Annotated in this window: 20 protein-coding genes; 5 read left to right on the top strand and 15 right to left on the bottom strand. The window is 32.7% G+C overall.

The window, feature by feature from the left end; genetic code table 11:
- Nucleotides 1-20: 20 nt before the first annotated feature.
- The 7 genes from OIU83_RS06290 to OIU83_RS06260 form a co-directional block, all read right to left on the bottom strand.
- Nucleotides 21-797, bottom strand: coding sequence for an ABC transporter ATP-binding protein (locus OIU83_RS06290; RefSeq protein WP_264205422.1), 777 nt, complete (start codon nucleotides 795-797; stop codon nucleotides 21-23).
- 1 nt (nucleotide 798) lies between these two features.
- Nucleotides 799-1,560, bottom strand: a complete 762-nt coding sequence (locus OIU83_RS06285) for an MlaE family ABC transporter permease (RefSeq protein ID WP_264205421.1) — start codon at nucleotides 1,558-1,560, stop codon at nucleotides 799-801.
- Nucleotides 1,561-2,018: 458 nt separating this feature from the next.
- Nucleotides 2,019-2,543 carry a GNAT family N-acetyltransferase gene (locus OIU83_RS06280; protein ID WP_264205420.1) on the bottom strand — a complete coding sequence of 175 codons (525 nt, stop codon included), beginning with the start codon at nucleotides 2,541-2,543 and terminating at the stop codon, nucleotides 2,019-2,021.
- A gap of 45 nt (nucleotides 2,544-2,588) precedes the next feature.
- On the bottom strand, nucleotides 2,589-3,158 hold the full coding sequence (locus tag OIU83_RS06275) for a pentapeptide repeat-containing protein (RefSeq protein ID WP_264205419.1): 570 nt from the start codon (nucleotides 3,156-3,158) through the stop codon (nucleotides 2,589-2,591).
- Between the two features lie 91 nt (nucleotides 3,159-3,249).
- On the bottom strand, nucleotides 3,250-3,750 hold the full coding sequence (locus tag OIU83_RS06270; RefSeq protein ID WP_264205418.1) for a DNA-deoxyinosine glycosylase: 501 nt from the start codon (nucleotides 3,748-3,750) through the stop codon (nucleotides 3,250-3,252).
- A gap of 8 nt (nucleotides 3,751-3,758) precedes the next feature.
- Nucleotides 3,759-4,616, bottom strand: a complete 858-nt coding sequence (locus tag OIU83_RS06265) for an EamA family transporter (protein WP_264205417.1) — start codon at nucleotides 4,614-4,616, stop codon at nucleotides 3,759-3,761.
- Between the two features lie 22 nt (nucleotides 4,617-4,638).
- Entirely contained in the window at nucleotides 4,639-5,385 is a 747-nt protein-coding gene (locus tag OIU83_RS06260; RefSeq protein ID WP_264205416.1) for an NUDIX hydrolase, read from the bottom strand.
- Between the two features lie 390 nt (nucleotides 5,386-5,775).
- Between OIU83_RS06260 and OIU83_RS06255 the strand changes: the two genes are divergently transcribed.
- The 4 genes from OIU83_RS06255 (at nucleotide 5,776) to OIU83_RS06240 (ending at nucleotide 13,922) form a co-directional block, all read left to right on the top strand.
- On the top strand, nucleotides 5,776-8,031 hold the full coding sequence (locus tag OIU83_RS06255; protein WP_264205415.1) for a TonB-dependent receptor: 2,256 nt from the start codon (nucleotides 5,776-5,778) through the stop codon (nucleotides 8,029-8,031).
- Nucleotides 8,032-8,043: 12 nt separating this feature from the next.
- Complete coding sequence (locus OIU83_RS06250; RefSeq protein WP_264205414.1) at nucleotides 8,044-10,356, top strand: glycoside hydrolase family 3 protein; 2,313 nt, start codon at nucleotides 8,044-8,046, stop codon at nucleotides 10,354-10,356.
- A gap of 204 nt (nucleotides 10,357-10,560) precedes the next feature.
- Complete coding sequence (locus OIU83_RS06245; protein ID WP_264205413.1) at nucleotides 10,561-11,448, top strand: alpha/beta hydrolase; 888 nt, start codon at nucleotides 10,561-10,563, stop codon at nucleotides 11,446-11,448.
- A gap of 23 nt (nucleotides 11,449-11,471) precedes the next feature.
- Complete coding sequence (locus tag OIU83_RS06240) at nucleotides 11,472-13,922, top strand: glycoside hydrolase family 3 C-terminal domain-containing protein (RefSeq protein ID WP_264205412.1); 2,451 nt, start codon at nucleotides 11,472-11,474, stop codon at nucleotides 13,920-13,922.
- Nucleotides 13,923-14,009: 87 nt separating this feature from the next.
- Here the strand turns inward: OIU83_RS06240 and OIU83_RS06235 are convergent, their stop codons facing one another.
- The 4 genes from OIU83_RS06235 to OIU83_RS06220 all read right to left on the bottom strand — a co-directional run bounded on the left by OIU83_RS06235 (nucleotide 14,010) and on the right by OIU83_RS06220 (nucleotide 16,059).
- The gene (locus OIU83_RS06235) at nucleotides 14,010-14,459 is read right to left on the bottom strand and encodes a GNAT family N-acetyltransferase (RefSeq protein WP_264205411.1); all 450 of its coding nucleotides are present in this window, start codon (nucleotides 14,457-14,459) and stop codon (nucleotides 14,010-14,012) included.
- A 353-nt stretch (nucleotides 14,460-14,812) separates the two neighbouring features.
- Nucleotides 14,813-14,965, bottom strand: a complete 153-nt coding sequence (locus OIU83_RS06230; protein ID WP_264205410.1) for a hypothetical protein — start codon at nucleotides 14,963-14,965, stop codon at nucleotides 14,813-14,815.
- Nucleotides 14,966-15,242: 277 nt separating this feature from the next.
- Nucleotides 15,243-15,743, bottom strand: a complete 501-nt coding sequence (locus OIU83_RS06225) for an SRPBCC family protein (RefSeq protein ID WP_264205409.1) — start codon at nucleotides 15,741-15,743, stop codon at nucleotides 15,243-15,245.
- A complete protein-coding gene (locus tag OIU83_RS06220; RefSeq protein ID WP_035628965.1) occupies nucleotides 15,733-16,059 on the bottom strand; it encodes an ArsR/SmtB family transcription factor in 327 nt (108 codons plus the stop codon). Before OIU83_RS06220 ends, OIU83_RS06225 begins: the two co-directional genes overlap by 11 nt.
- Before the next feature lie 366 nt (nucleotides 16,060-16,425).
- Here OIU83_RS06220 and OIU83_RS06215 point away from each other — a divergent pair, with 366 nt between their 5' ends.
- Nucleotides 16,426-16,656: a hypothetical protein gene (locus tag OIU83_RS06215; RefSeq protein WP_086895833.1), complete on the top strand. Its 231-nt coding sequence runs from the start codon at nucleotides 16,426-16,428 to the stop codon at nucleotides 16,654-16,656.
- A 422-nt stretch (nucleotides 16,657-17,078) separates the two neighbouring features.
- Here OIU83_RS06215 and OIU83_RS06210 read toward each other — a convergent pair whose 3' ends face one another.
- From OIU83_RS06210 to OIU83_RS06195, 4 genes are all read right to left on the bottom strand, one after another.
- Complete coding sequence (locus OIU83_RS06210) at nucleotides 17,079-17,381, bottom strand: DUF4365 domain-containing protein (protein WP_264205408.1); 303 nt, start codon at nucleotides 17,379-17,381, stop codon at nucleotides 17,079-17,081.
- A gap of 155 nt (nucleotides 17,382-17,536) precedes the next feature.
- Nucleotides 17,537-18,499, bottom strand: coding sequence for a hypothetical protein (locus tag OIU83_RS06205; RefSeq protein ID WP_264205407.1), 963 nt, complete (start codon nucleotides 18,497-18,499; stop codon nucleotides 17,537-17,539).
- Nucleotides 18,500-18,503: 4 nt separating this feature from the next.
- The gene (locus OIU83_RS06200) at nucleotides 18,504-19,151 is read right to left on the bottom strand and encodes a TauD/TfdA family dioxygenase (protein WP_264205406.1); all 648 of its coding nucleotides are present in this window, start codon (nucleotides 19,149-19,151) and stop codon (nucleotides 18,504-18,506) included.
- 146 nt (nucleotides 19,152-19,297) lie between these two features.
- A complete protein-coding gene (locus OIU83_RS06195) occupies nucleotides 19,298-19,972 on the bottom strand; it encodes a hypothetical protein (RefSeq protein ID WP_264205405.1) in 675 nt (224 codons plus the stop codon).
- Between the last annotated feature and the right edge of the window lie 6 nt (nucleotides 19,973-19,978).

Here is a 19,978-nt window from a genome sequence, read left to right as displayed (position 1 = left end):
AATTTCTTATTGTTAAATGTTTATATAAAAAATGATCTTACCCATTCATCTTTACTTTTTTCTAATTCTTTGTATTTTCCTTCTGCGTGTATTATTCCATCTTTTAAAATCATGACTCGATCGGCTGTGAGTTTTGCGCAGGACATATCGTGTGTAATAATTATCGAAGTTGTTTTACGCTTCTGTTTAATATCTACTATTAATTCGCTTATTTCCTTCGAGGTAATTGTGTCTAATCCGGTTGTAGGTTCATCGTATAGAATAATTTCTGGTTTTAGAATTAGTGTACGTGCCAAGCCAATTCGTTTTCGCATTCCGCCTGATAATTCAGATGGCATTTTATCTATAGCATCTGCCAAACCTACACTTTCTAGAACATCAATAATTTCAGTCTCTATTTCCTGAGTAGATAACTGTTTTGAATACCGACGTAATGTAAATTCTAAATTTTCTCTTACCGACATAGAATCATATAAGGCTCCACTTTGGAAAAGAAATCCAATTTTGACTCTTATTTTATTAAGTTCGTTTCTTTTTAATCCAATTATTTCCTCTCCCAAAACGCTTATATTTCCTTTATCAGGAATTACCAATCCTACAATACATTTTATAGTTATCGATTTTCCTTCGCCAGATCTTCCTAAAATCACTAAATCTTCGCCTTTATTTACAGTAAGATTTATCCCTTTTAAAACAGCATTGTTACCAAAAGACTTATGTAAATCTTTGATCTCAATTATAGGGGTTCTCTTATTAGGAGTAAGTGTTTGTACTATATTTTCTTGTTCTGATTTCATACTAGAAAAATAAATCAGTGATTTGTACTGCGAGCATATCTATAATAAAAATGGTTAACGAAGCCGTAACTACAGCAGAATTTGCTGCTTTACCAACACTTTCGGTACCATTGGCAGCATTAAAACCTTTGTAACAACCAATCATTCCTATAAAAAAACCAAAGAAGAATGTTTTTATGGTAGCAGGTATAATATCTATAAAGCCTAATGATTGAAAAACTTGTGAAATATAACGGTAAGCATTCACGTCGCTATGTATTGTAATTCCGGCATAACCACCTAAAATTCCAATTGCATCGGCAAAAATCACTAATAATGGAACCATTAAAGTAGTGGCTAAAATTCGCGTTACAACCAGGTATTTAAAAGGGTTTATGGCGGCTACTTCCATAGCATCTATTTGCTCGGTCACCTTCATTGAACCTAATTCTGCCCCAATTCCCGATGAAATTTTTCCGGCACAGATTAATGCGGTAATCACAGGTGCAATTTCTCGAATTAATGATAACGCAACCATACCAGGCAACCAAGATTCTGCTCCAAAAGTTGCCAATGTTGGTCTTGTTTGTAGGGTGAGTACTAATCCCATTATAAAGCCTGTAAGAGCTACCAATGGTAAAGATTTATAGCCTATTAGGTAGCATTGTTTAAAGAATTCCTTAGTTTCATAGGGAGGAATAAAAACTTCCTTGAAAAACTTTTTGGTAAAAAGCGTCGCATCACCTATGTCTGTAAATGTATTTTTTAAGTAGAGAATTGGCATAGTATATTTTTAGTTATTGAACAATCATTTCATAATTATCATGTTTTAAAAAATAAAGAAGAGTCTTTAATCTGAAAAAAAAACACTTAACTAAAGGTAGTCTCTGTTTTTTTTAATACAGTAATTTTAAATGTAAAGCCATTTTAAACTTTGTTTAAGTGATTGATTTGTAAAATATTATTTGTAGAAGACTATTGATAAAAGTCCGAATTTTATACTCTATTAGCCTTATATAACTTCAAAAAAAGGTTATATAATTCGCATCGAGAAAGTGATATGATGTAAAAAGGGGATGTAGTATAGTAAATGTAAAATTAATTGGCTTGAGCCAAAGTAGAAATAGGATAGAATTATGGAGCTATTTCTAGCTCGTTTTATGACATAAACATATAAGATTTAAGAAAATTTAAGTTTTATATGTTTTTACTTAAGTAGATTTATATGATTGTTTTTTTTGCTTAAATCAATAATCTAAACCCAAAAACAGGAAGTTCACCTTGCATAAAATCTAAATCTTCAGATCTTTTAAAACCTAGTCTTTCATAGATTTTCCATGCTGTTTGCATAGCCATAGTCGAATGAATAATCAGTTGATGATGCTTTTTCTCTTGAGTCTTTTGGATGCAATCATTTATTAGGAGTTTACCAATTCCTTGTTCTCTAGCCAAAGTATCTACGGCTAATAATCGGAAGCCAGAAGTATTTTGTTCTTTGGTTGCAATCCCACCAGAACCATAGTATTGCATATCGGAAAAGTAGACAACTGCCCCAACTATTTTATTATCAGAAGAAACTGCTACCAAAAGTTCGGAGTTAGGATTCTTTGTTAAGTCCCCAATATTCACAAGCATTTTATAATAATTGGGTTGCTCAGATTCTTTTGGAAAACCTTTTAATTGAGAATAAACCTGAATCAATAATTTTCCGATTTCCTCAAATTCATTTGCTTTAGCATTTCGGACAATATATTCTGGGTTATTCATAATCTAATAAGGTTTGTGAGTATTGAATAAGTAATATAATAAATTTTAATTCACTATAATATCATGTTTAAAAAGCAATCCTTTTACTTCTTTTAAAGCAAAAACGGCTTTTTTTAGTTTTACTTTGGATGGATCCATAGTATAATTATAACTGGTCTTAAAATCGGTTTTATTTGCGATCGCTTTATCAAATTCTGCACGGTATAAGTCACAATTGTCAAAAACTACATTTGTGATATCGCTAGCCATAAAATCGACAGCAACCAGGCTACAATCGGTAAATGAAGTACCTTTTATTTTTAAAGTATAAAATTTAGAGAAATCTAAAACACAATTATTAAAATGTACTTCGAATATGAGTTTGTCACACATGGCAAAATTCACATCTTTAATTTCACAATTATTAAAGGTTGCAGTTCTAAAAGCGACATAGTTTATTTTGGCTTCACTAAAAATACAGTTATTAAAAATACAATCTATAAAAGTTACGGCTAAGAAAGTACAGGCAGAGAAATTACAATTATTAAAAGTACAGCATTCAAAATCCTTGAAGTTTACATCCTCTTTATCGTAAGTGATGTAATTGTATTCAGTATCAAGGAAATAGTCGGTCATATTAATTGTAAAGCAAGGAGTAAATTATTAGTACAAATAAACAAAATTATTTGCTCATGAATTAAAGATAAAGATTATAATTTCTGCTCTTTTATCTAGACAGCTCTTGTTGTAATTCCAAAATAATTTTCCATTCATTTAGTTTTAAATCAAAAGATTTGCCTGCATTTGCAGGACTTGTAGACAGAAGCGTAATGAGTTTATAATCGTCACCTACTTTGATATATTTTTTGAAAAATGCAGCAGCTTTTTGTCCGTTAAAAAGAATTGTTTTAATCTTTGAATGTTCTTTTAAAAAAGCATCAAAATCATTTGTAATTTCGTTTTTAATAGCGCTGTCTAAGCTACCAACTCTATCACAGTATTTTAATACATCCCACAATGCGATATTATTTTTTAATAGAATGTCTTTTTTGGAGTTATAATTATCTGTAAAATCTTCTTTAAAAATGGTGAATATTAGTTTCCAAAAGTTATTTTGTTTATGTCCATAATATTGCCTCAATTCCAAGGATTTTATTCCCGGCATAGTTCCAAGAATTAAAATAGTAGCACCGGGAGATGCAATAGGATCAAATGAATAACTTTCCATTTTTTCTTTTATTTACTATTTTGAGAAATCACAATTAAAACAATCGCTATTAATGCTAAGAAAAGACCAATATAATTCATTTTGGATTGCTTTTCTTTGAAGATAAGAATACCTGTAAGACTTCCTATTACGATTACTCCCATATTCATCCCTGCAAAAACTGTGGAAGGATTATCGGCAAATTCTTTATGTGCTTTTAAGTAAAAAAGGATATTGCCAAAATTGAGAATACCAATCAATCCGCCAAAAAGAATATTTCGAGCGTTTAATTGTGCTTTCTTAAAGAGTACCTTATAAGTAACTACCAGAATCATTATTGTCATTGAAATCCCGAAAATTATAAATAATGAAGTAGTATAGGGAAGGGCTGTGTAAGTTGCTATTTGCTTAAAAAGTATATCAATTACTCCGAATCCTAATAATACTATTGCAGGATAAATCCATTTATTATTTGCCTTTTCAGAACGTTTATTAAGGATAAGTAATAATGCCGGAAACGCTATCAACAATGCAGTAATCTTGAGGGTATTAAATTCTTCTTTAAATAATAACCATGCGGCAAGTATTGGAATAAACAATGAAAGTCGTTGTGCTGCATCGGTTTTTACAATCCCCATATGTTTTATGGATAATGCCAAAAAGAGAAATATAGAAGGTAGTAAGACCCCAATTAATATATATAGGTTCCAAGGTGCGGCTTTTGTGACTGTAGTAATATCCGGACTAAATGATATATAGCATAGTATTAATGCAAAAATATAATTGTAAGCTACGATTTGAATATTACTAGTATCGTATTTTCGGGATATTTTAAATAATACACCAACACTTACACTACATAAAATGCTTAGGATGAGAAATAACATAGAGTGTTTACTATTTTAATGATTACCAATTGCCTTTTAAACCTTCTTTTAGAGCAATATCATATTTCTCTAAATCAAAACTATATAAATTGGGAGCTTTATGTGCACCACCTTTTCGTGATTCGTCTAGTTTTGTTAAGATATCGAATTTCAGAATTTTTCGATAAAAATTACCTCGATTTAGTTTTTTCCCCAAGATGATCTCATATAATTTTTGAAGTTCTGGCATAGTAAATTTTTCAGGAAGGAGATTATAACCTATTGGGTGATTATTTAATTGTTCCCGCAATGTAACAAGTGCTTTATCAAATATTACCCTGTGATCCATCATGAATGGCGGCAAATCATCAGTAGATTTCCATTCACAGGCATTTGAGATATCATCAATATTCAAATTTACTTTTGAATAATCTGCCAGAGCATAATATCCTATAGATACAAAACGCTGTTTATTCCATAAATTATCATCATAATCTTTAAAAACACTTTCGGAACGGTTTAAATTACCAAATGTGTAAAATTGTTGGAGATAGACATTTTCGGTACCAGTTCTGTCTTTCAAAATACGGATAGCAGCATCATCAACATTCTCCTCTTTTTGTACATATCCACCAGGGAGCCCCCATGAATCCTGATCTTTCATCTTGATTGTCAGTACTTGAAGTGAAGTGTCTCTAAAACTAAAAATTGCACAATCGATGGAGAGCGTCGGAATATATTTTTTCCAAGCCTCTTCAGATCGTTTTTCAAGTATTTTTTTTAATTCCATTCTGTATAATTATGCCCAAATTTACTCTTTTTGAAGTTTACACTAGACCAGATTTAACTTTTTTCTGACATTATTTTTTCTAGTCGTTCTAAAAAATCAATTTTGGAAAATTCTATTTTATTTCAATTTTGTTTTTACTCTGTTTTTTGACAGTATCAATTTTATTCAATGAAACCAAGGCTTTCCTACAACGTGATAGTAGATTTTTTTATGTTTTTGTAGTATTCAGTGATATGTATCATTTATTGTTTTTATCTAATTTAATGTCTGTTTTTTATATGATTATAAAAATTATTTTATGATTTATTTGTTGATATGAAAAAATGTAATTAATATTGCTTCATTATGAAGCAATGAAAAAAATACTCAATTAAAACTAACTAACAACTCATGAAAAAATTAATAATTTCGGCAATCTGCATGGCATTTTTCCCAACTTTAGAAGGGTATTCTCAAGAGGATAAAAAGCAATTGAAAAAACCAGCAGATTCAACTAAAACTAAGATTGTAGAAACAGATACAAAAGAAGAGAAGAATAGAAATGTGATGCTTAATGCAGCAAATAATAATGGTCCTCGTGATGTAAATATCGGATTACCATCTACGGTAGGAGGAATTACCATTCAGGAAAATGATTTACCGGTTGTATATTATTTTTGGCCAGAGTTACCAAACAGAACTTGGAGACAAAGCAAGAGTTTGGAACGTACAGGTTTGTTAAAAATAGGAGAAGCCGCAATTACGACGGGAGATTTAGGTTTTGCAGTTAATTCGTATACGAGACTAGGATCTGATAAATTAGAAATAAACGGTAACTTGTCGGGATCTAGCTTTGGTTGGATGAAAGGAGATTTAAATGTATCTGGTCCCATAAGTGATGGTTGGTCTTATACAATGGGCGCTTATGCCAATTTTGATCCGAATTCTTTCGATTTGAAATTTGCTAAATATTCCGATAGAACGCAGATTTATAGAGCTGGTGTTACTAAGAAATTTAAAAATGGTAAGGGGCAAATTAGCTTTTTATATAAATACGCAAACTCTGCTTCTTTAACCAACTATGCTGTTTTTAGGTATAAAGAAGGAGGAAAAGTCGAGGAATATAATGATTTTAGAATCGGGAGAGATTCTTATATCGTAAACGATGGAATCTTAAAGTTTAAAGACATACTTACCGGTGAATCCAAAACGGGTAATATGGGAGGAAGCGATGCTGCATCAACATCACATACATTCGATTTACTAGGGAATTATGATATGGCTAATGATTGGAAATTTAGTTTCTCGACACGTTTTCGTTATGCTCAGGCATCACAGTTAATCGCAATTCCGTTAAGTATTTTTCAGGGAACAGCAGCAGATAATTTTACGTATCAAGCCACAGGTCAGCCATACGTGGGTAATGTAAATTCTATGTTAGCAATGTACACAGATGGAACACCAACGACCACTTTTTTATCTCGATTCGAAATTAAAAAAAATGTAGATAATCACAAATGGAGATTTGGGTTAATGGAATATTATTATAATGTGGATCAATTTACTTCAAGTCGTTCCTTTTTTAATCAGACAGTGAGTCCAAATCCAGATAAATTAGTTCGTAATACACCTGGAGGTACTGCAAATACAGACGCCGATGGATTTTATAACTATAATGTAGGAGGAGAATATCATAATGGTTTTGAGAATAAACTATCGGGATATTTCTCGGATAATTGGACAATTTCTGATCACTTGACTTTAGCTTATGGAGTGAATTTGAGATACCATAAACTAAAAGGAGATTATTATCAAACACCTAGAACACCGAATATTGTATTTGATCCAAGTCAGAAATCATACTTTGATAACAACTGGTTTCATTTAGGAGGATCGATAAATGCAGTTTATAAAGTAACAAAAAGTGCCGGAATTCTTGCCGATTTTACCTATACAGAAAAAAACGGACAATTAGAAAGCTATTCGGGAGCGGTAGCGCCTAATCTTACTAAAACCAAAAGTCCTCTTGCTGCTTTTGGACTATATTACAATCAGGAAAAATTTAGTGTTGTTTCGCAAGCCACTTATTTGACAAGAAATAATTATCAGGCAAGACTTAATTTAGTAAATCCTACAAATTCTAGTCAGTCAGAAGTAGCAACTGTTTTTTATGATATCCAGACATTAGGTTGGACTACCGATATCGTGGCAACACCTTTTAAAGGCTTTAATCTTCATTACTTAATTACGTTTCAGGATCCGGTTTATAAAAATTATGATTTTTCTGCTTTTGGAAATAACTATTCTTATAACGATAAAAATGTTTTGGAAATTTCTAAAGTATTAATGGAAATTGATCCAAGCTATACTTATAAAGATTTCAAGGTATGGGCAAGTTTCCGTTATTTCAGCAAGCAATATGCCAATCTTACCAATGCATTATTTTTTGCCCCAAGATGGGAAACGTTTGGTGGGGTGAATTATAAAATTAATAACCATTTTGATATTGGTTTAACAGCAGTAAATTTCTTAAACCAAACAGGTGCTAAAGGAACTATCAATGGAGCTGAATTAATTACAGATGCTTCGGCATATTACGATAAGCTTTTGGTAGGATCATATATTCGACCATTTACTTTGGAAGCCTCTTTGAATTTCAGATTTTAAAATTTATATAAAATGAAAAAAATAATTATAACAGCCAGTTTAGCTTTTTTTATAAGCGTTACGTTACAAGCCCAGCAGGAAAATTTTACTATTGTAAAAAATAATAAAGGAGCCGATTTAGGATATTCTCCTGAGTCTGGAGTTAAAATTCTTACTGTTAACGGAAAGAAATTTAAGGATTTAAATAAAAATGGGAAACTTGATAAATATGAGGATTGGCGCCTTTCGGCAGATGAACGTGCAAAGGATTTAGCTTCGCAAATGTCGGTTGAGCAAATTGCAGGATTGATGCTTTATAGTCGACACCAATCTTTACCGGCAGGAGTATCGGGATATAATTCCGGAACTTATAGCGGGAAAGTATTTCCGGAAAGTAATGCCAAAGCGTATGATCTAACAGATCAACAAAAGGCTTTTTTAAAAGAAGATAATCTTCGACATGTATTAATTACAAATGTAGAAAGTCCAGAAGTAGCTGCTTTATGGAATAACCAAATGCAGTCTTTTGTAGAAGGTATTGGTTTAGGAATTCCAAGTAATACAAGTACCGATCCACGTCATAATGCAAAGGTTACAGCAGAGTTTAATGCAGGAGCGGGAGGAACAATCTCAATGTGGCCAGACGGTTTAGGAATGGCAGCTACTTTTGACCCAAAAATTGTAGAACAGTTTGGGCAAATTGCTGCCAAAGAGTACCGCGCTTTAGGAATTGCAACTGCTTTATCACCACAAATAGATTTAGGATCAGAGCCAAGATGGTATAGAATCTCGATGACTTTTGGCGAAAGCCCAGCATTAACAAGAGATATGGGACGTGCCTATATTGATGGATTTCAAACTTCTTATGGTAAAGACGAAATTAAAGATGGATGGGGATATAAAAGTGTGAATGCAATGGTAAAACATTGGCCGAGTGGTGGTGCCGAAGAAGGTGGTCGCGACGGACATTGGGCTTATGGGAAATTTGCGGTATATCCGGGAAATAATTTGCAACAGCATATTGATCCTTTTGTAAATGGCGCTTTTAAACTAAAAGGGAAAACAAGTAAAGCTTCGGCTGTAATGCCTTATTACACGATTACTTTTGATCAGGATAAAAAATACAATGAAAATGTAGCCAATGGATATAGTAAGTATATCATTACCGATTTATTAAGAGATAAATACGGTTATGATGGCGTAGTTTGTACCGATTGGCTTGTTACCGGAGATGAAGGAAAAACTCCAAATGTCTTTGCGGGGAAACCTTGGGGAGTTGAGAATCTTTCGATTGTCGAGAGACATTATAAAGCGATTGTTGCCGGTGTAGATCAATTTGGTGGAAACAATGATAAAAAGCCAGTTCTGGAAGCCTATGATATGGGAGTAAAAGAATTTGGCGAGCAATTTATGAGAGCACGTTTCGAAAGATCTGCAGTTCGATTACTAAAGAATATTTTTAGAGTTGGACTTTTTGAAAATCCATACTTAGATGTAGCCGAAACAAAAGCGATTGTAGGGAATCCTGAATTTATGAAAGCAGGATATGATGCGCAATTAAAATCGGTGGTATTATTAAAAAACAAAGTGTCGGTTCTTCCTATAAAAGAAAAGAAAACTGTTTTTATTCCTAAAATTTATACAGCTTCTACCAAAGATTGGTGGGGAGTTTCGAGCCAGCCAAAATTGGACTATCCTGTAAATTTAGAATTAGTAAAGAAATATTATAATGTTACCGAAGATCCTACAAAGGCTGATTTTGCAATTGTTTTTGTAACCAGCCCACAAAGTTTAGAAGGTGGTTATGACCTTAATGACAGAAAGAACGGTAGCAACGGTTATGTGCCAATTTCTTTGCAATACAGAACCTATACTGCAACCGAAGCCAGAGCCAAAAGTATTGCTGCGGGAGATCAGGTTATAGATCCTACGATTACAGACAGAACTTATAAAGGTAAAACGGTTACTGTAGCAAATACAATGGATTTGAGAACTATTCTGGATACAAGAGATATGATGAATGGAAAACCGGTTATTGTTTCGGTAACAGCATCTAAACCGATGATTTTTAATGAATTTGAAAAGCAAGTTGACGGGATTGTATTGAATTTTGGAGTTTCTACTCAGGCAGTTTTAGATATTATTTCGGGAAAAACAGAGCCATCGGGATTATTGCCTGTTCAAATGCCTGCAAATATGGAAACGGTCGAAAAACAATTTGAAGATGTTCCATTTGATATGGTTTCTCATAAAGATAGCGAAGGAAATGTTTATGATTTTGCATACGGATTAAACTGGAAAGGTGTTATAAAAGATGCCAGAACAGAAATGTATAAGAAACAGTAATTTTTTTATTGCCACGAAGGCACAGCGCTTTATTTAAATCCAAAGATTAAAAAAAGAAGAAGATTTTTTGTTTCACGCATATTCCGCATATTTAAAATTTTAAAATAAATAATTCTGTTCTTATCAGCTTAAATTTTTTCAAAATCTGCATGAAAAAAAAATGCGCCTTCGCGAGATTAAATTAAACTAAATATTACAAATCATATGAAAAATAAAATCACACTTTTATTTGCTTTTCTAATGCTTTCATGCACAGCAGTAAAAGCACAGGAAACGGTAAAATTATATGCAGGAAAAGCACCTGGATCGGAAAAATGGACACAAAAAGAAGCACAAACGTATTCGGATCTTTTTAAAACCGAAGTTGTTTATAATGTAACCGATCCGTCTTTATTGGTTTATCAAGTGCCAAAAGGAGTTAAGAATACAGGAACTGCGATTGTAATTGCGCCGGGAGGAGGTTTCCAGAGTTTGTCGATTAACAGAGAAGGAATTGAGCTTGCTAAGATATTAAGCGAAAAAGGAATTACGGCTTTTGTATTAAAATACCGTTTGAATAAAACGGAATCCAATGACCCTGCAAAGGAAATGATGGATAAACTGAAAGACAGAGCAGCTTTTGAAAGAAATTCCCTTGCAACAATAAAATTAGCAGCACAAGACGGGAAAACGGCTCTAAAATATGTTCGCGATAATGCTACTAAATACGGAATTGATACTAAAAAAGTAGGTATAATTGGTTTCTCTGCAGGAAGTACAGTCGCTATGGAAACTGTTATGGATAATGCCGCTAATCAATTACCGGATTTTGTAGCCAATATTTATGGGGCACCAAGAGAAGAACTTTTAAGTATTGCAACGCCAGAAAAAAAGATTCCAATGTTCGTTTGCGCAGCTAGTGATGATCAATTAAAACTAGCTCCAAGGAGTATTCAAATGTATACTAAATGGCTTGATTCGGGGCAAAGTGTCGAATTGCATATGTACTCAAAAGGAGGTCACGGTTTCGGAATGGGAAAACAAAACCTTCCTGTAGATTCATGGGAAGCCCGATTTGAAGATTGGCTTAGATTACAAGGATTTCTAAATTAACTAACCACATTAAACTATAACCTATGAAACACACGATTATTAAATCGGCTCGAGTATCGCTTTTAACAGCTTTAGTACTTGCAAATATATCTTGGAATACGGCTCCAAATAATGAAAATGATCCGCCACTTCTAACAATTAAAGGGTTTACTTTTAAAGATTCAAACAGAAACGGAAAATTAGATCCTTGGGAAGACACTCGTCTTTCTGTTAGTGAAAGAATTGAGGAGATTATTAAACAAATGACCAATGCCGAAAAGGTAGAATTACTTATCGGAACAGGGATGCCGGGAATCGAAGTCTTAACAGGTCCTGTGGGAGATTCTAAGCAAGGTCTTGTTCCGGGAGCTGCAGGTGGAACTGCTGCTTTTGAGCGATTCGGAATTCCTGCAACAGTTGTTGCCGATGGTCCTGCGGGTTTAAGGATTGCACCTACGAGAGCGAATGATTCAAAGACCTATTACGCAACGGCATTTCCGGTAGGAACAGCCTTAGCATCAACTTGGAATAAAGCGCTTTTAGAAGAGGTTGGAAAAGCAATGGGTAACGAAGTTAAAGAATACGGTGTAGATGTTTTATTGGCACCAGCTTTAAATATTCAAAGGAATCCTTTAAACGGAAGAAATTTTGAATATTATTCTGAGGATCCATTGATTTCCGGAAAAACGGCAGCAGCTATTGTTAATGGAATTCAGTCTCAGGGAGTAGGAACTTCGATAAAACACTTTGCAGTTAATAATGAAGAGACAAACCGATTAACAATTAATGCTCACGTTTCTGAAAGAGCTATTAGAGAAATATATTTAAAAGGTTTTGAAATTACAGTTAAGGAATCACAACCTTGGACAGTAATGTCATCTTACAACAAACTAAACGGTACTTATACATCTGACCGTAAAGATCTACTAACACAAGTTTTGAGAAACGAATGGGGTTTTAAAGGAATTGTGATGACCGACTGGTTTGGAGGTTTTCCTGGTTTTGAATCTATAAGAAACGGTTCAAGCTCCGATGTAGTACAACAGATGATTGCAGGAAACGATCTTTTGATGCCGGGAATTCCAATTCAGAAAAAGGCATTGTTGGAAGCTTTAAACTCTGGTAAATTATCTCAGGAAGTTGCCAATACAAACGTAAGAAGAATTTTAGAATATGTTTTCCGTACACCTACTTTTGCTAAATATAAATACAGCGATAAACCGAATTTAGCCAAAAATGCTGAAGTAACAAGAAATGCTGCAGCAGAAGGAATGGTTTTGCTTAAAAATGATAAAAATACATTGCCTTTTGCCGATAAAAAGAAAGAAGTATCGGTATTTGGGGTTACTTCATACGCTTGGATTACAGGAGGGACAGGAAGCGGAAGCGTGAATAATAAACACACCGTTTCTCTTTTGGAAGGACTGAATGCTGCGGGTTATAAATTAGACAAAGAATTGGTTGATTTGTATACACCTCACGCTGAAAAAGAACTTGTGGCAGAAAAAGAAAGAAGAAAAGCCAAAGGAATTTTAGCTCTACCAGAAAGACTTCCCGAAATGAAAATGGACGATGCTTTTCTTGCTAAAAAAGCTGCAAGTTCAGAAATTGCATTTGTGACTTTAGGAAGAAATTCTGGAGAAGGTGGTGATAGAGTTGTTGATAATGATTTTAATATGGCAAATGAAGAGATTGAAATGCTTGATGAAATTTCAAAGGCTTTTCATGCACAAGGAAAGAAAGTAGTTGTTATTTTAAATATCGGTGGAGTAATCGAAACAGCGTCTTGGAAAGACAAAGTTGATGCTATTTTATTAGCTTGGCAGCCAGGTCAGGAAGGTGGACATTCTGTTGCAGATGTAGTTTCTGGGAAAATAAACCCATCAGGAAAACTAACAATGACTTTCCCAGTGAAATATTCAGATACCCCTTCGGCAAAAAACTTCCCGGGATTTCCTGCTGAAAATCCAAAGGACGTAACCTATGAAGAAGGCGTTTATGTAGGATATCGTTATTATAACACATTTAATGTAAAACCATCTTATGAATTTGGTTTCGGAAGTTCTTATACTACTTTTGATTTTTCGGATGTAAAATTAAGTTCTCCAACTTTCAATGATAAATTAACAGTAAGTGTAACTGTTAAAAATACAGGTAAGACAGCAGGAAAAGAAGTAGTGGAATTGTATCTTTCGGCTCCTTCAAAATCTATTGGTAAACCGAAAGAAGAGTTAAAAGCTTTTGGTAAAACCAAAGAATTGAAACCAGGAGAAAGCGAAATCCTAAAACTGACTTTATCTCCAAAAGATTTGGCTTCGTTCCTGGAAAGTAAAAGTGCCTGGATAGCCGAAGCAGGAACGTATAAAGTTTTGGTAGGAGCTTCGTCTCTTGATATTAAGAAAACTGCTGAATTTTCGGTAGCAAAAGAAATTACTGTTGAGAAAGTCAACAAAGCTTTTGCACCAGACTCTAAGTTTACCGAACTTAAACCTTAAGTACTTAGTAATAGTTAATTATTTTTTATTGAAAAAGCCTTCAAAAACTCATGTTTAAGAAGGCTTTTTATTTAGCTAAAATAAGATTTATTTAATAAAATCCATTTCGACATGATCGATTCCTGCATCTACAAAATAATTATCGGTTACCTTAAAACCATTTTTTATATAAAATTGTTTAGCAACAACCTGAGCGTGTAAGTATATCTTTTCTTCCGCTTTTACATCATCCAGGATTTTAAGCAATATTGCTTCGCCAATGCCTTTTCCTCTGTAGTTTTTTAATACTGCGATGCGTTCTATTTTAGTTCCTTTCTCGGTTTTTCTATATCTTGCTGCACCAGCAGGTAACTCATTATAAGTAGCCAAATAATGAACCGATTCGTTATCATCCATCGATTCGCGTTCTACAGATACACGTTGTTCCTCAACAAAAACTTGTCTTCGTATAAAAAAAGCAAGATCTATTTGGTCCTGATGCTCTATTAATTCCGTCTTGATTATATCGTTCAAAGTTTGATTTGATTTATTCTCCATTTTAATTGATTTATGCTGTCAAAAAATAATTTATATGCAAATATACGTAGTTGACTACGTATATTCAAAATCAATAAGAAAATTTTAAGTTTTATTAATACAAAAAAGCAATAACCCATCGTTAAACCAATACGATAGTGTAGCAATTAAGGATTCTATTTTTTAGGAGCAGAACAATTGTTTAGTTAATAGCAGCTTGAGTCCCGCTGTGCACTATATCTTTTTCTCGTAATCCTTCCTCCGTCAGGATAACAAGAAAAAGGATGCCGTTTCCATCAGGGCTAGGAGGGAAGAATAGTAATTCTATCACCTTTTTTCTAAAGATTGGAATTTAGAATAGAGAAACTATAATATTATAAATCATATTTGTGTTTTAAATAAGTATAAAGAGATTCAGTATCTGTATACATATTTTTGACTAAGTTTATCTGAATATCTAAAATTTCTTGTTGTTCTGTAGATAATCCAAAAGGTTTTGTATCTGACGTCATGTTTGTTTCTTGCATGATTTAAAATAGAATAAAGTTGATTGAGATATTATAAAGTAAAGATAGACTTATTTAATCTGCAATGTGTTTGATTACAAAAAAATGGATTTTCATTAAGAATTCTAATCCTGCAAGGTTTTTTCTAACCTTGTAGGTATAATTTTATACCCCATAATATTTTGTGTTATTATCCTAACAGGTTTTTAAAACCTGTTAGGTATCTTATCATTATTATTAATCAAACCTACAAAGTCAAATAAGACCTTGCAGGAGATTTATATAAATTAAGCATAAATTACTTTTTAGATAACGTAGCCAATACTTTTTCTAAGTTATCGATAGACATTGTAAAGCCTTCTTTAAAGCCCATTTCTATCATTCTTTCCAAACGTTCAAGAGATTCATTTACAATAATAATGCTCACTTTTGTTAAGCCGTTTTGTTCACTAAAAGTATAATCCCAATCAGAACCAGGTATTTCCTTATTTTCGTCTTTATCGGCAAAAGTATTGTACATTTTAAAATTCGTCTTAGGAGTAATAGAAGTATATTCCTGAACAGACCAACGCTCCAATCCTTCGGGACTTACCATGGCATAAAATCGACGTCCGCCAATTTCAAAATTCATATGTTTTGTTCTAGACGACCAAGGTTTTGGCGCAACCCATTGATCCAGAATTTCAGCTTTAGTAAAAGCATCCCAAACCAGCGGAAGTTCAGCATCAAATTCCCTGTTTATAAATACCGTTTTTATGGCTTTGTCAACGGTAAAATCAAATTGCAAATTAGTTTTCATTTTTCTCGTTTTTAAGTGTTAATAGTACATCATCAAGTTGGTTAAACTTGGTTTTCCAGATTTCTCTAAATTGGATTAACCATTTATCAATCTCTTTCATTTTTTCAATTTCAAGTGAATAGTAAATTTCTCTGCCTTGTTGTTCCTGTTTTACAAGTTCACATTCGGTAAGAATACGAAGGTGTTTAGAAACAGATTGTCGGCTAGTATCAAAGTTCTCCGCAATGGCATTTGGAGTCATTGCTTGTATGGCAAGTAAGGAAATAATAGATCGCCTTGTTGGGTCGGCAATTGCCTGAAATATATCTCGTCTCATAATTATTAAAATTTGAATTGTGAAACCAATCAGTTGCAAATGTACGTGCAACTGATTGGTTTCGCAATTTATTTAACAGTTATTTTTTAGAAATAGTATCGAAAAGATATTTATATACAGTGTTTTACAATTATTTTCTTTGTGATTTCGCGTCTTTGTGAGATTATTTCTTAAGTATAAAATAGGATAAGAAAACCCTACGGAATACGCGGGTTTTTCCTATATTTGCCGTTCTTAAATCTTCACATTAAGAACAAAATAAAATTGCCCTCATGCTATGTAGTAAAGTTCCTAAAGGGCTTTGACGCCGTGAAGAAGCGTAAGACTGCTAACGCATGAGGGTTTTTATTCTTAAATCTTCACATTATGAGTACAAACAACCTTTCGGAAGAAGCCAAAACAAGGCTCATGAATTTTTTTAGCAATACAATAGACCCAAAAGGCATGGCTAAAGTAATAAGGCAAGCAAATTATCTACTTGCTTTAGGAGCGATGAGGGAACAAACCCTCCAGAACGAAACAATCAACCTAGAAAACAGCTTTTATTGGCTCAATGAATTAGCCGAAATTTTAAATCCCTATTTGGATGTAGAATAAGTCTCACTTATCATATTTTTATTAAACCTCGATTTTAAAAAAGTCGAGGTTTTTTTATTTGACTCCTTTCTCAGCATGGCGCACATTCTATTTACGGATGCTGTGCGAAGTCGAAACCTCACAAGAAACTAGACTATCAAGAAAAGCTTTGTGTTAGTTTCTTGCGGAGACCCTTCCTTCGTCAGGGTGACAAGATTGGGTAAAAATAAAAATTATTTATATACAAGTTTGCACAGAAAACAACCACAAACTTGTCTTTCTGAGGAACGAAGAATCCCAACTAGTAGCTCAGGCTGTACGAAGTCAGGAGACTTCGTACCCAATCCAATAAGCAATAAATCAATGTAAAAAAGAGATTTGCTAAAGTAGGAATGGATTATAGCAATGTGTACGAAGTCGGGAGACTTCGTACAGCACATAAATTATGATGATATCTTCTTTTTTAAGAAGACTTCGGAGAACTGGGGACTAAGCCAATAGTTATAATGTACATTAGTAACATAATATGTTAACAATTTTTCAGTTTTGTAAAAATTCCCAACACCGCTTTTAATTTGAATAGCAATAAATTTACCTGTTGGTTCCCCGTTTTCAACTTGTTCTATAATAGCATCCAATCCAACGTCAGCAATAGGTTGTTCTCTGAAAATCCATCCAATATTTTTAGTAATAATTCTTTCGGTTGCATTAACACCTATCCTTTCCGTTGGATCAAATCTTTTCATATTATAATTTTTGTATATGTTCTCACGCTTAATAAGCTTGTGTTTATAATCTAAGACAATAATTTTCTAAATCAGTTTTAATTGTTTATCAATATTTTGAGAATATTTAGCCATTGGTCTTTTATGTACCTAGCGACGTATGTTATTAGCAGTTATTACTCGTTATTAAATTCGTCATATTGGGGTTCTGCAAACTCATTATATCTCTCAGTTATTGCATCATAATCATCGGGATTAATCATATCATAGTATTCCTCTGGGGAATATGTTGTTTTTCTGGTATAGTGGTTTGCTATATCAGCTGCTTTTAATGAACTATAACCGTTTAACTTTAATTCACAGGCTATGCAAGTAAACTTTGTTGGAAGTATTGAACTTTTTATAATAATATGATCTTCTTTATTTTCAAAATGGTCTTTTCCATAAGTTTCACCTATGACTGTTCCAATATTTGAACATGCAGGACAATCGACTCTATGATGCCCTCTAGTTGAAAGCTTATCTCCATTTTTTTGAGCTAATTCTTTTAATTCATCTTGAGTTTCTTTTGGTTTATTTTCAAAGACTTTTTTGTGTGCCGCAATAAGACTTTTTGTTTTTCCAATAACCTCTTCCTCGATTTCTGCTAAAATTACTTCAGCTTCGGTTTGAATCTCATCTCCAAATAAGGAATTCAGAGATTCTCCTTGAAATTCACTCAAAATTTTGCAACATTTATAAAATCCAGCAATCCATTGTTGAGTCGGATATTCTTCAAATGCCGCAGCACCAGAATGTAATTCTTCGTTACGTTGATTAATTATTGCAGATGCAATTTTAAAATGAGCTTCATTAAAATCAGTAATTAATGTTTGACATAATGATAAAACTTGCATTGTAATAAGAGATTTTCTTTTACTTTTAGTAGAGCCAAGGTTTAGTGCATGTAATAAGTTTTGATGGCTTACATCAGGATCAGCAAGTAAGGTTGGGCTAACATGGGCTAAAGCGGATCTTGTTAAAAGTTCCAATCCCATTGCACACCATAATCCAAAGAATGGACTATCTTTTTCTTCTTCGTTTGCTTTTTCAAAAAAAAGTTTTGATTTTGTAAATAACGGTTCTCTTTCCCAACTCATGATTTTACTGAATATATATTCGTTTAAGTTTTCTATCTAAATCTTCTCGTATTGATTCTCTGCCATGTAGAGTTTGCCAATTGTCAAAAATTATAATTTTATTTGAATTCCAATTAATTTTAGTAACATTTAATAATTCAAAAATCTCGTTAAATCTTTCTTCTATTTTTTGTGCATGTTTATTTAATGGCTTCATTGTAGATGAATCATATCTATAACAAATTTGATTTCCAAATTTCTGCTTTAATTTTGAAAAGAATGTTTTGTTTTTTGTTTTAACCAAGTATATAGCTTGTTCTAAATCTATTAAATCTTGCTTATTAAGTTTCTCAAGAACATGTTTGAATGTTGTTATTGTTGTAGCAGTTTCACTTATATTTTCAGAGGTTAATAGAACATATCTAGCCGGAATTGTCCAAAAAGCAGTATCTGAATGTAATGGAAATGAATTAAAACCAAACTTATGACTAAAACTATTTTGTATAGCTTGTTCAGCTTTTTTAGGAACTAAAATATCTATAATTTTCCCACTTGGGTGTGGCAAAATTTCTCCAAATGTTTTTGCTAAAGATAGAAGCTCTTCATCAGATATTTTAATATTAATTTCTACCCATCCTTTTTCTTCAAGTTCCTTTATATAGTTGTTTTTCATAGATAATTACTGGTAACTTGTATATTTGTATCATAAAACAAATCCAATCCCTCAATTTTGGAGAGATAAATGGTATGCATTATTTTAATCCAAAAATATACTATTTTAATTACTAATCTTAGATTAATTTTTAAATTCATCACTTCCTATAATTCCTTTAAATCATCTAATGTTGAATCAATCAAAATTGGAATTTTACCATCTTTAATTTCAGAATAGTTTACTTCTTGTCCATTATAAAGATCTACTGCAATACAATAATCTGGATTTATATAAAAATCCTTTGAATAATGTTTATCTAAATATCGATAAAGTATGTCTGTAAACATTCCCAACTCACTCTTTGTGAATCCATGTATTTGAGCCACAAACCAAATTCCTGCAATTTCATCACCATTGTTATTTGAAAAAGTAAAAATATGACAGGGCTTCGCTTCAATTGGGAATTCCTTAATATTGAGTATAGCATGCTCTTTTGGTTGGGTTAGAAAATGTAAATCAACATTTGGTTTTAAATGTTGAAAATCATAATCCTTAAAATTATTTATAATATCAAGGTTTCTTTGAAATTGGTCTTTTATTCGTTTATCTTCTACAACTTTAATTTTATCTCTCAGTAGATTTATCTTTTCGTCCAATAAATCTGCATTATTAAATTTAAAAGCATTTCTAATAGCACTCAAGCAACTAATCCAATAATCACCTCCTGAATCATCAACAGATTTTATTTTTTCTTTATTAAGGTTTTTTACAAAGGTGATTTTTGTTCGGTCATTTTTCCCACGAAATTCAATTAGTTTTTTTACTGTTATTTTCTCCATAGCTTC

The organism is Flavobacterium shii, assembly GCF_025847235.1.
GTDB lineage: Bacteria > Bacteroidota > Bacteroidia > Flavobacteriales > Flavobacteriaceae > Flavobacterium > Flavobacterium shii.
This window is presented reverse-complemented; position numbering and strand designations above follow the sequence as displayed.

Coding starts and splice junctions, on each gene's coding strand:
- OIU83_RS06290 (WP_264205422.1), bottom strand. CDS start 797: ATGAAATCAGAACAAGAAAATATAGTACAAACACTTACTCCTAATAAG.
- OIU83_RS06285 (WP_264205421.1), bottom strand. CDS start 1,560: ATGCCAATTCTCTACTTAAAAAATACATTTACAGACATAGGTGATGCG.
- OIU83_RS06280 (WP_264205420.1), bottom strand. CDS start 2,543: ATGAATAACCCAGAATATATTGTCCGAAATGCTAAAGCAAATGAATTT.
- OIU83_RS06275 (WP_264205419.1), bottom strand. CDS start 3,158: ATGACCGACTATTTCCTTGATACTGAATACAATTACATCACTTACGAT.
- OIU83_RS06270 (WP_264205418.1), bottom strand. CDS start 3,750: ATGGAAAGTTATTCATTTGATCCTATTGCATCTCCCGGTGCTACTATT.
- OIU83_RS06265 (WP_264205417.1), bottom strand. CDS start 4,616: ATGTTATTTCTCATCCTAAGCATTTTATGTAGTGTAAGTGTTGGTGTA.
- OIU83_RS06260 (WP_264205416.1), bottom strand. CDS start 5,385: ATGGAATTAAAAAAAATACTTGAAAAACGATCTGAAGAGGCTTGGAAA.
- OIU83_RS06255 (WP_264205415.1), top strand. CDS start 5,776: ATGAAAAAATTAATAATTTCGGCAATCTGCATGGCATTTTTCCCAACT.
- OIU83_RS06250 (WP_264205414.1), top strand. CDS start 8,044: ATGAAAAAAATAATTATAACAGCCAGTTTAGCTTTTTTTATAAGCGTT.
- OIU83_RS06245 (WP_264205413.1), top strand. CDS start 10,561: ATGAAAAATAAAATCACACTTTTATTTGCTTTTCTAATGCTTTCATGC.
- OIU83_RS06240 (WP_264205412.1), top strand. CDS start 11,472: ATGAAACACACGATTATTAAATCGGCTCGAGTATCGCTTTTAACAGCT.
- OIU83_RS06235 (WP_264205411.1), bottom strand. CDS start 14,459: ATGGAGAATAAATCAAATCAAACTTTGAACGATATAATCAAGACGGAA.
- OIU83_RS06230 (WP_264205410.1), bottom strand. CDS start 14,965: ATGCAAGAAACAAACATGACGTCAGATACAAAACCTTTTGGATTATCT.
- OIU83_RS06225 (WP_264205409.1), bottom strand. CDS start 15,743: ATGAAAACTAATTTGCAATTTGATTTTACCGTTGACAAAGCCATAAAA.
- OIU83_RS06220 (WP_035628965.1), bottom strand. CDS start 16,059: ATGAGACGAGATATATTTCAGGCAATTGCCGACCCAACAAGGCGATCT.
- OIU83_RS06215 (WP_086895833.1), top strand. CDS start 16,426: ATGAGTACAAACAACCTTTCGGAAGAAGCCAAAACAAGGCTCATGAAT.
- OIU83_RS06210 (WP_264205408.1), bottom strand. CDS start 17,381: ATGAAAAGATTTGATCCAACGGAAAGGATAGGTGTTAATGCAACCGAA.
- OIU83_RS06205 (WP_264205407.1), bottom strand. CDS start 18,499: ATGAGTTGGGAAAGAGAACCGTTATTTACAAAATCAAAACTTTTTTTT.
- OIU83_RS06200 (WP_264205406.1), bottom strand. CDS start 19,151: ATGAAAAACAACTATATAAAGGAACTTGAAGAAAAAGGATGGGTAGAA.
- OIU83_RS06195 (WP_264205405.1), bottom strand. CDS start 19,972: ATGGAGAAAATAACAGTAAAAAAACTAATTGAATTTCGTGGGAAAAAT.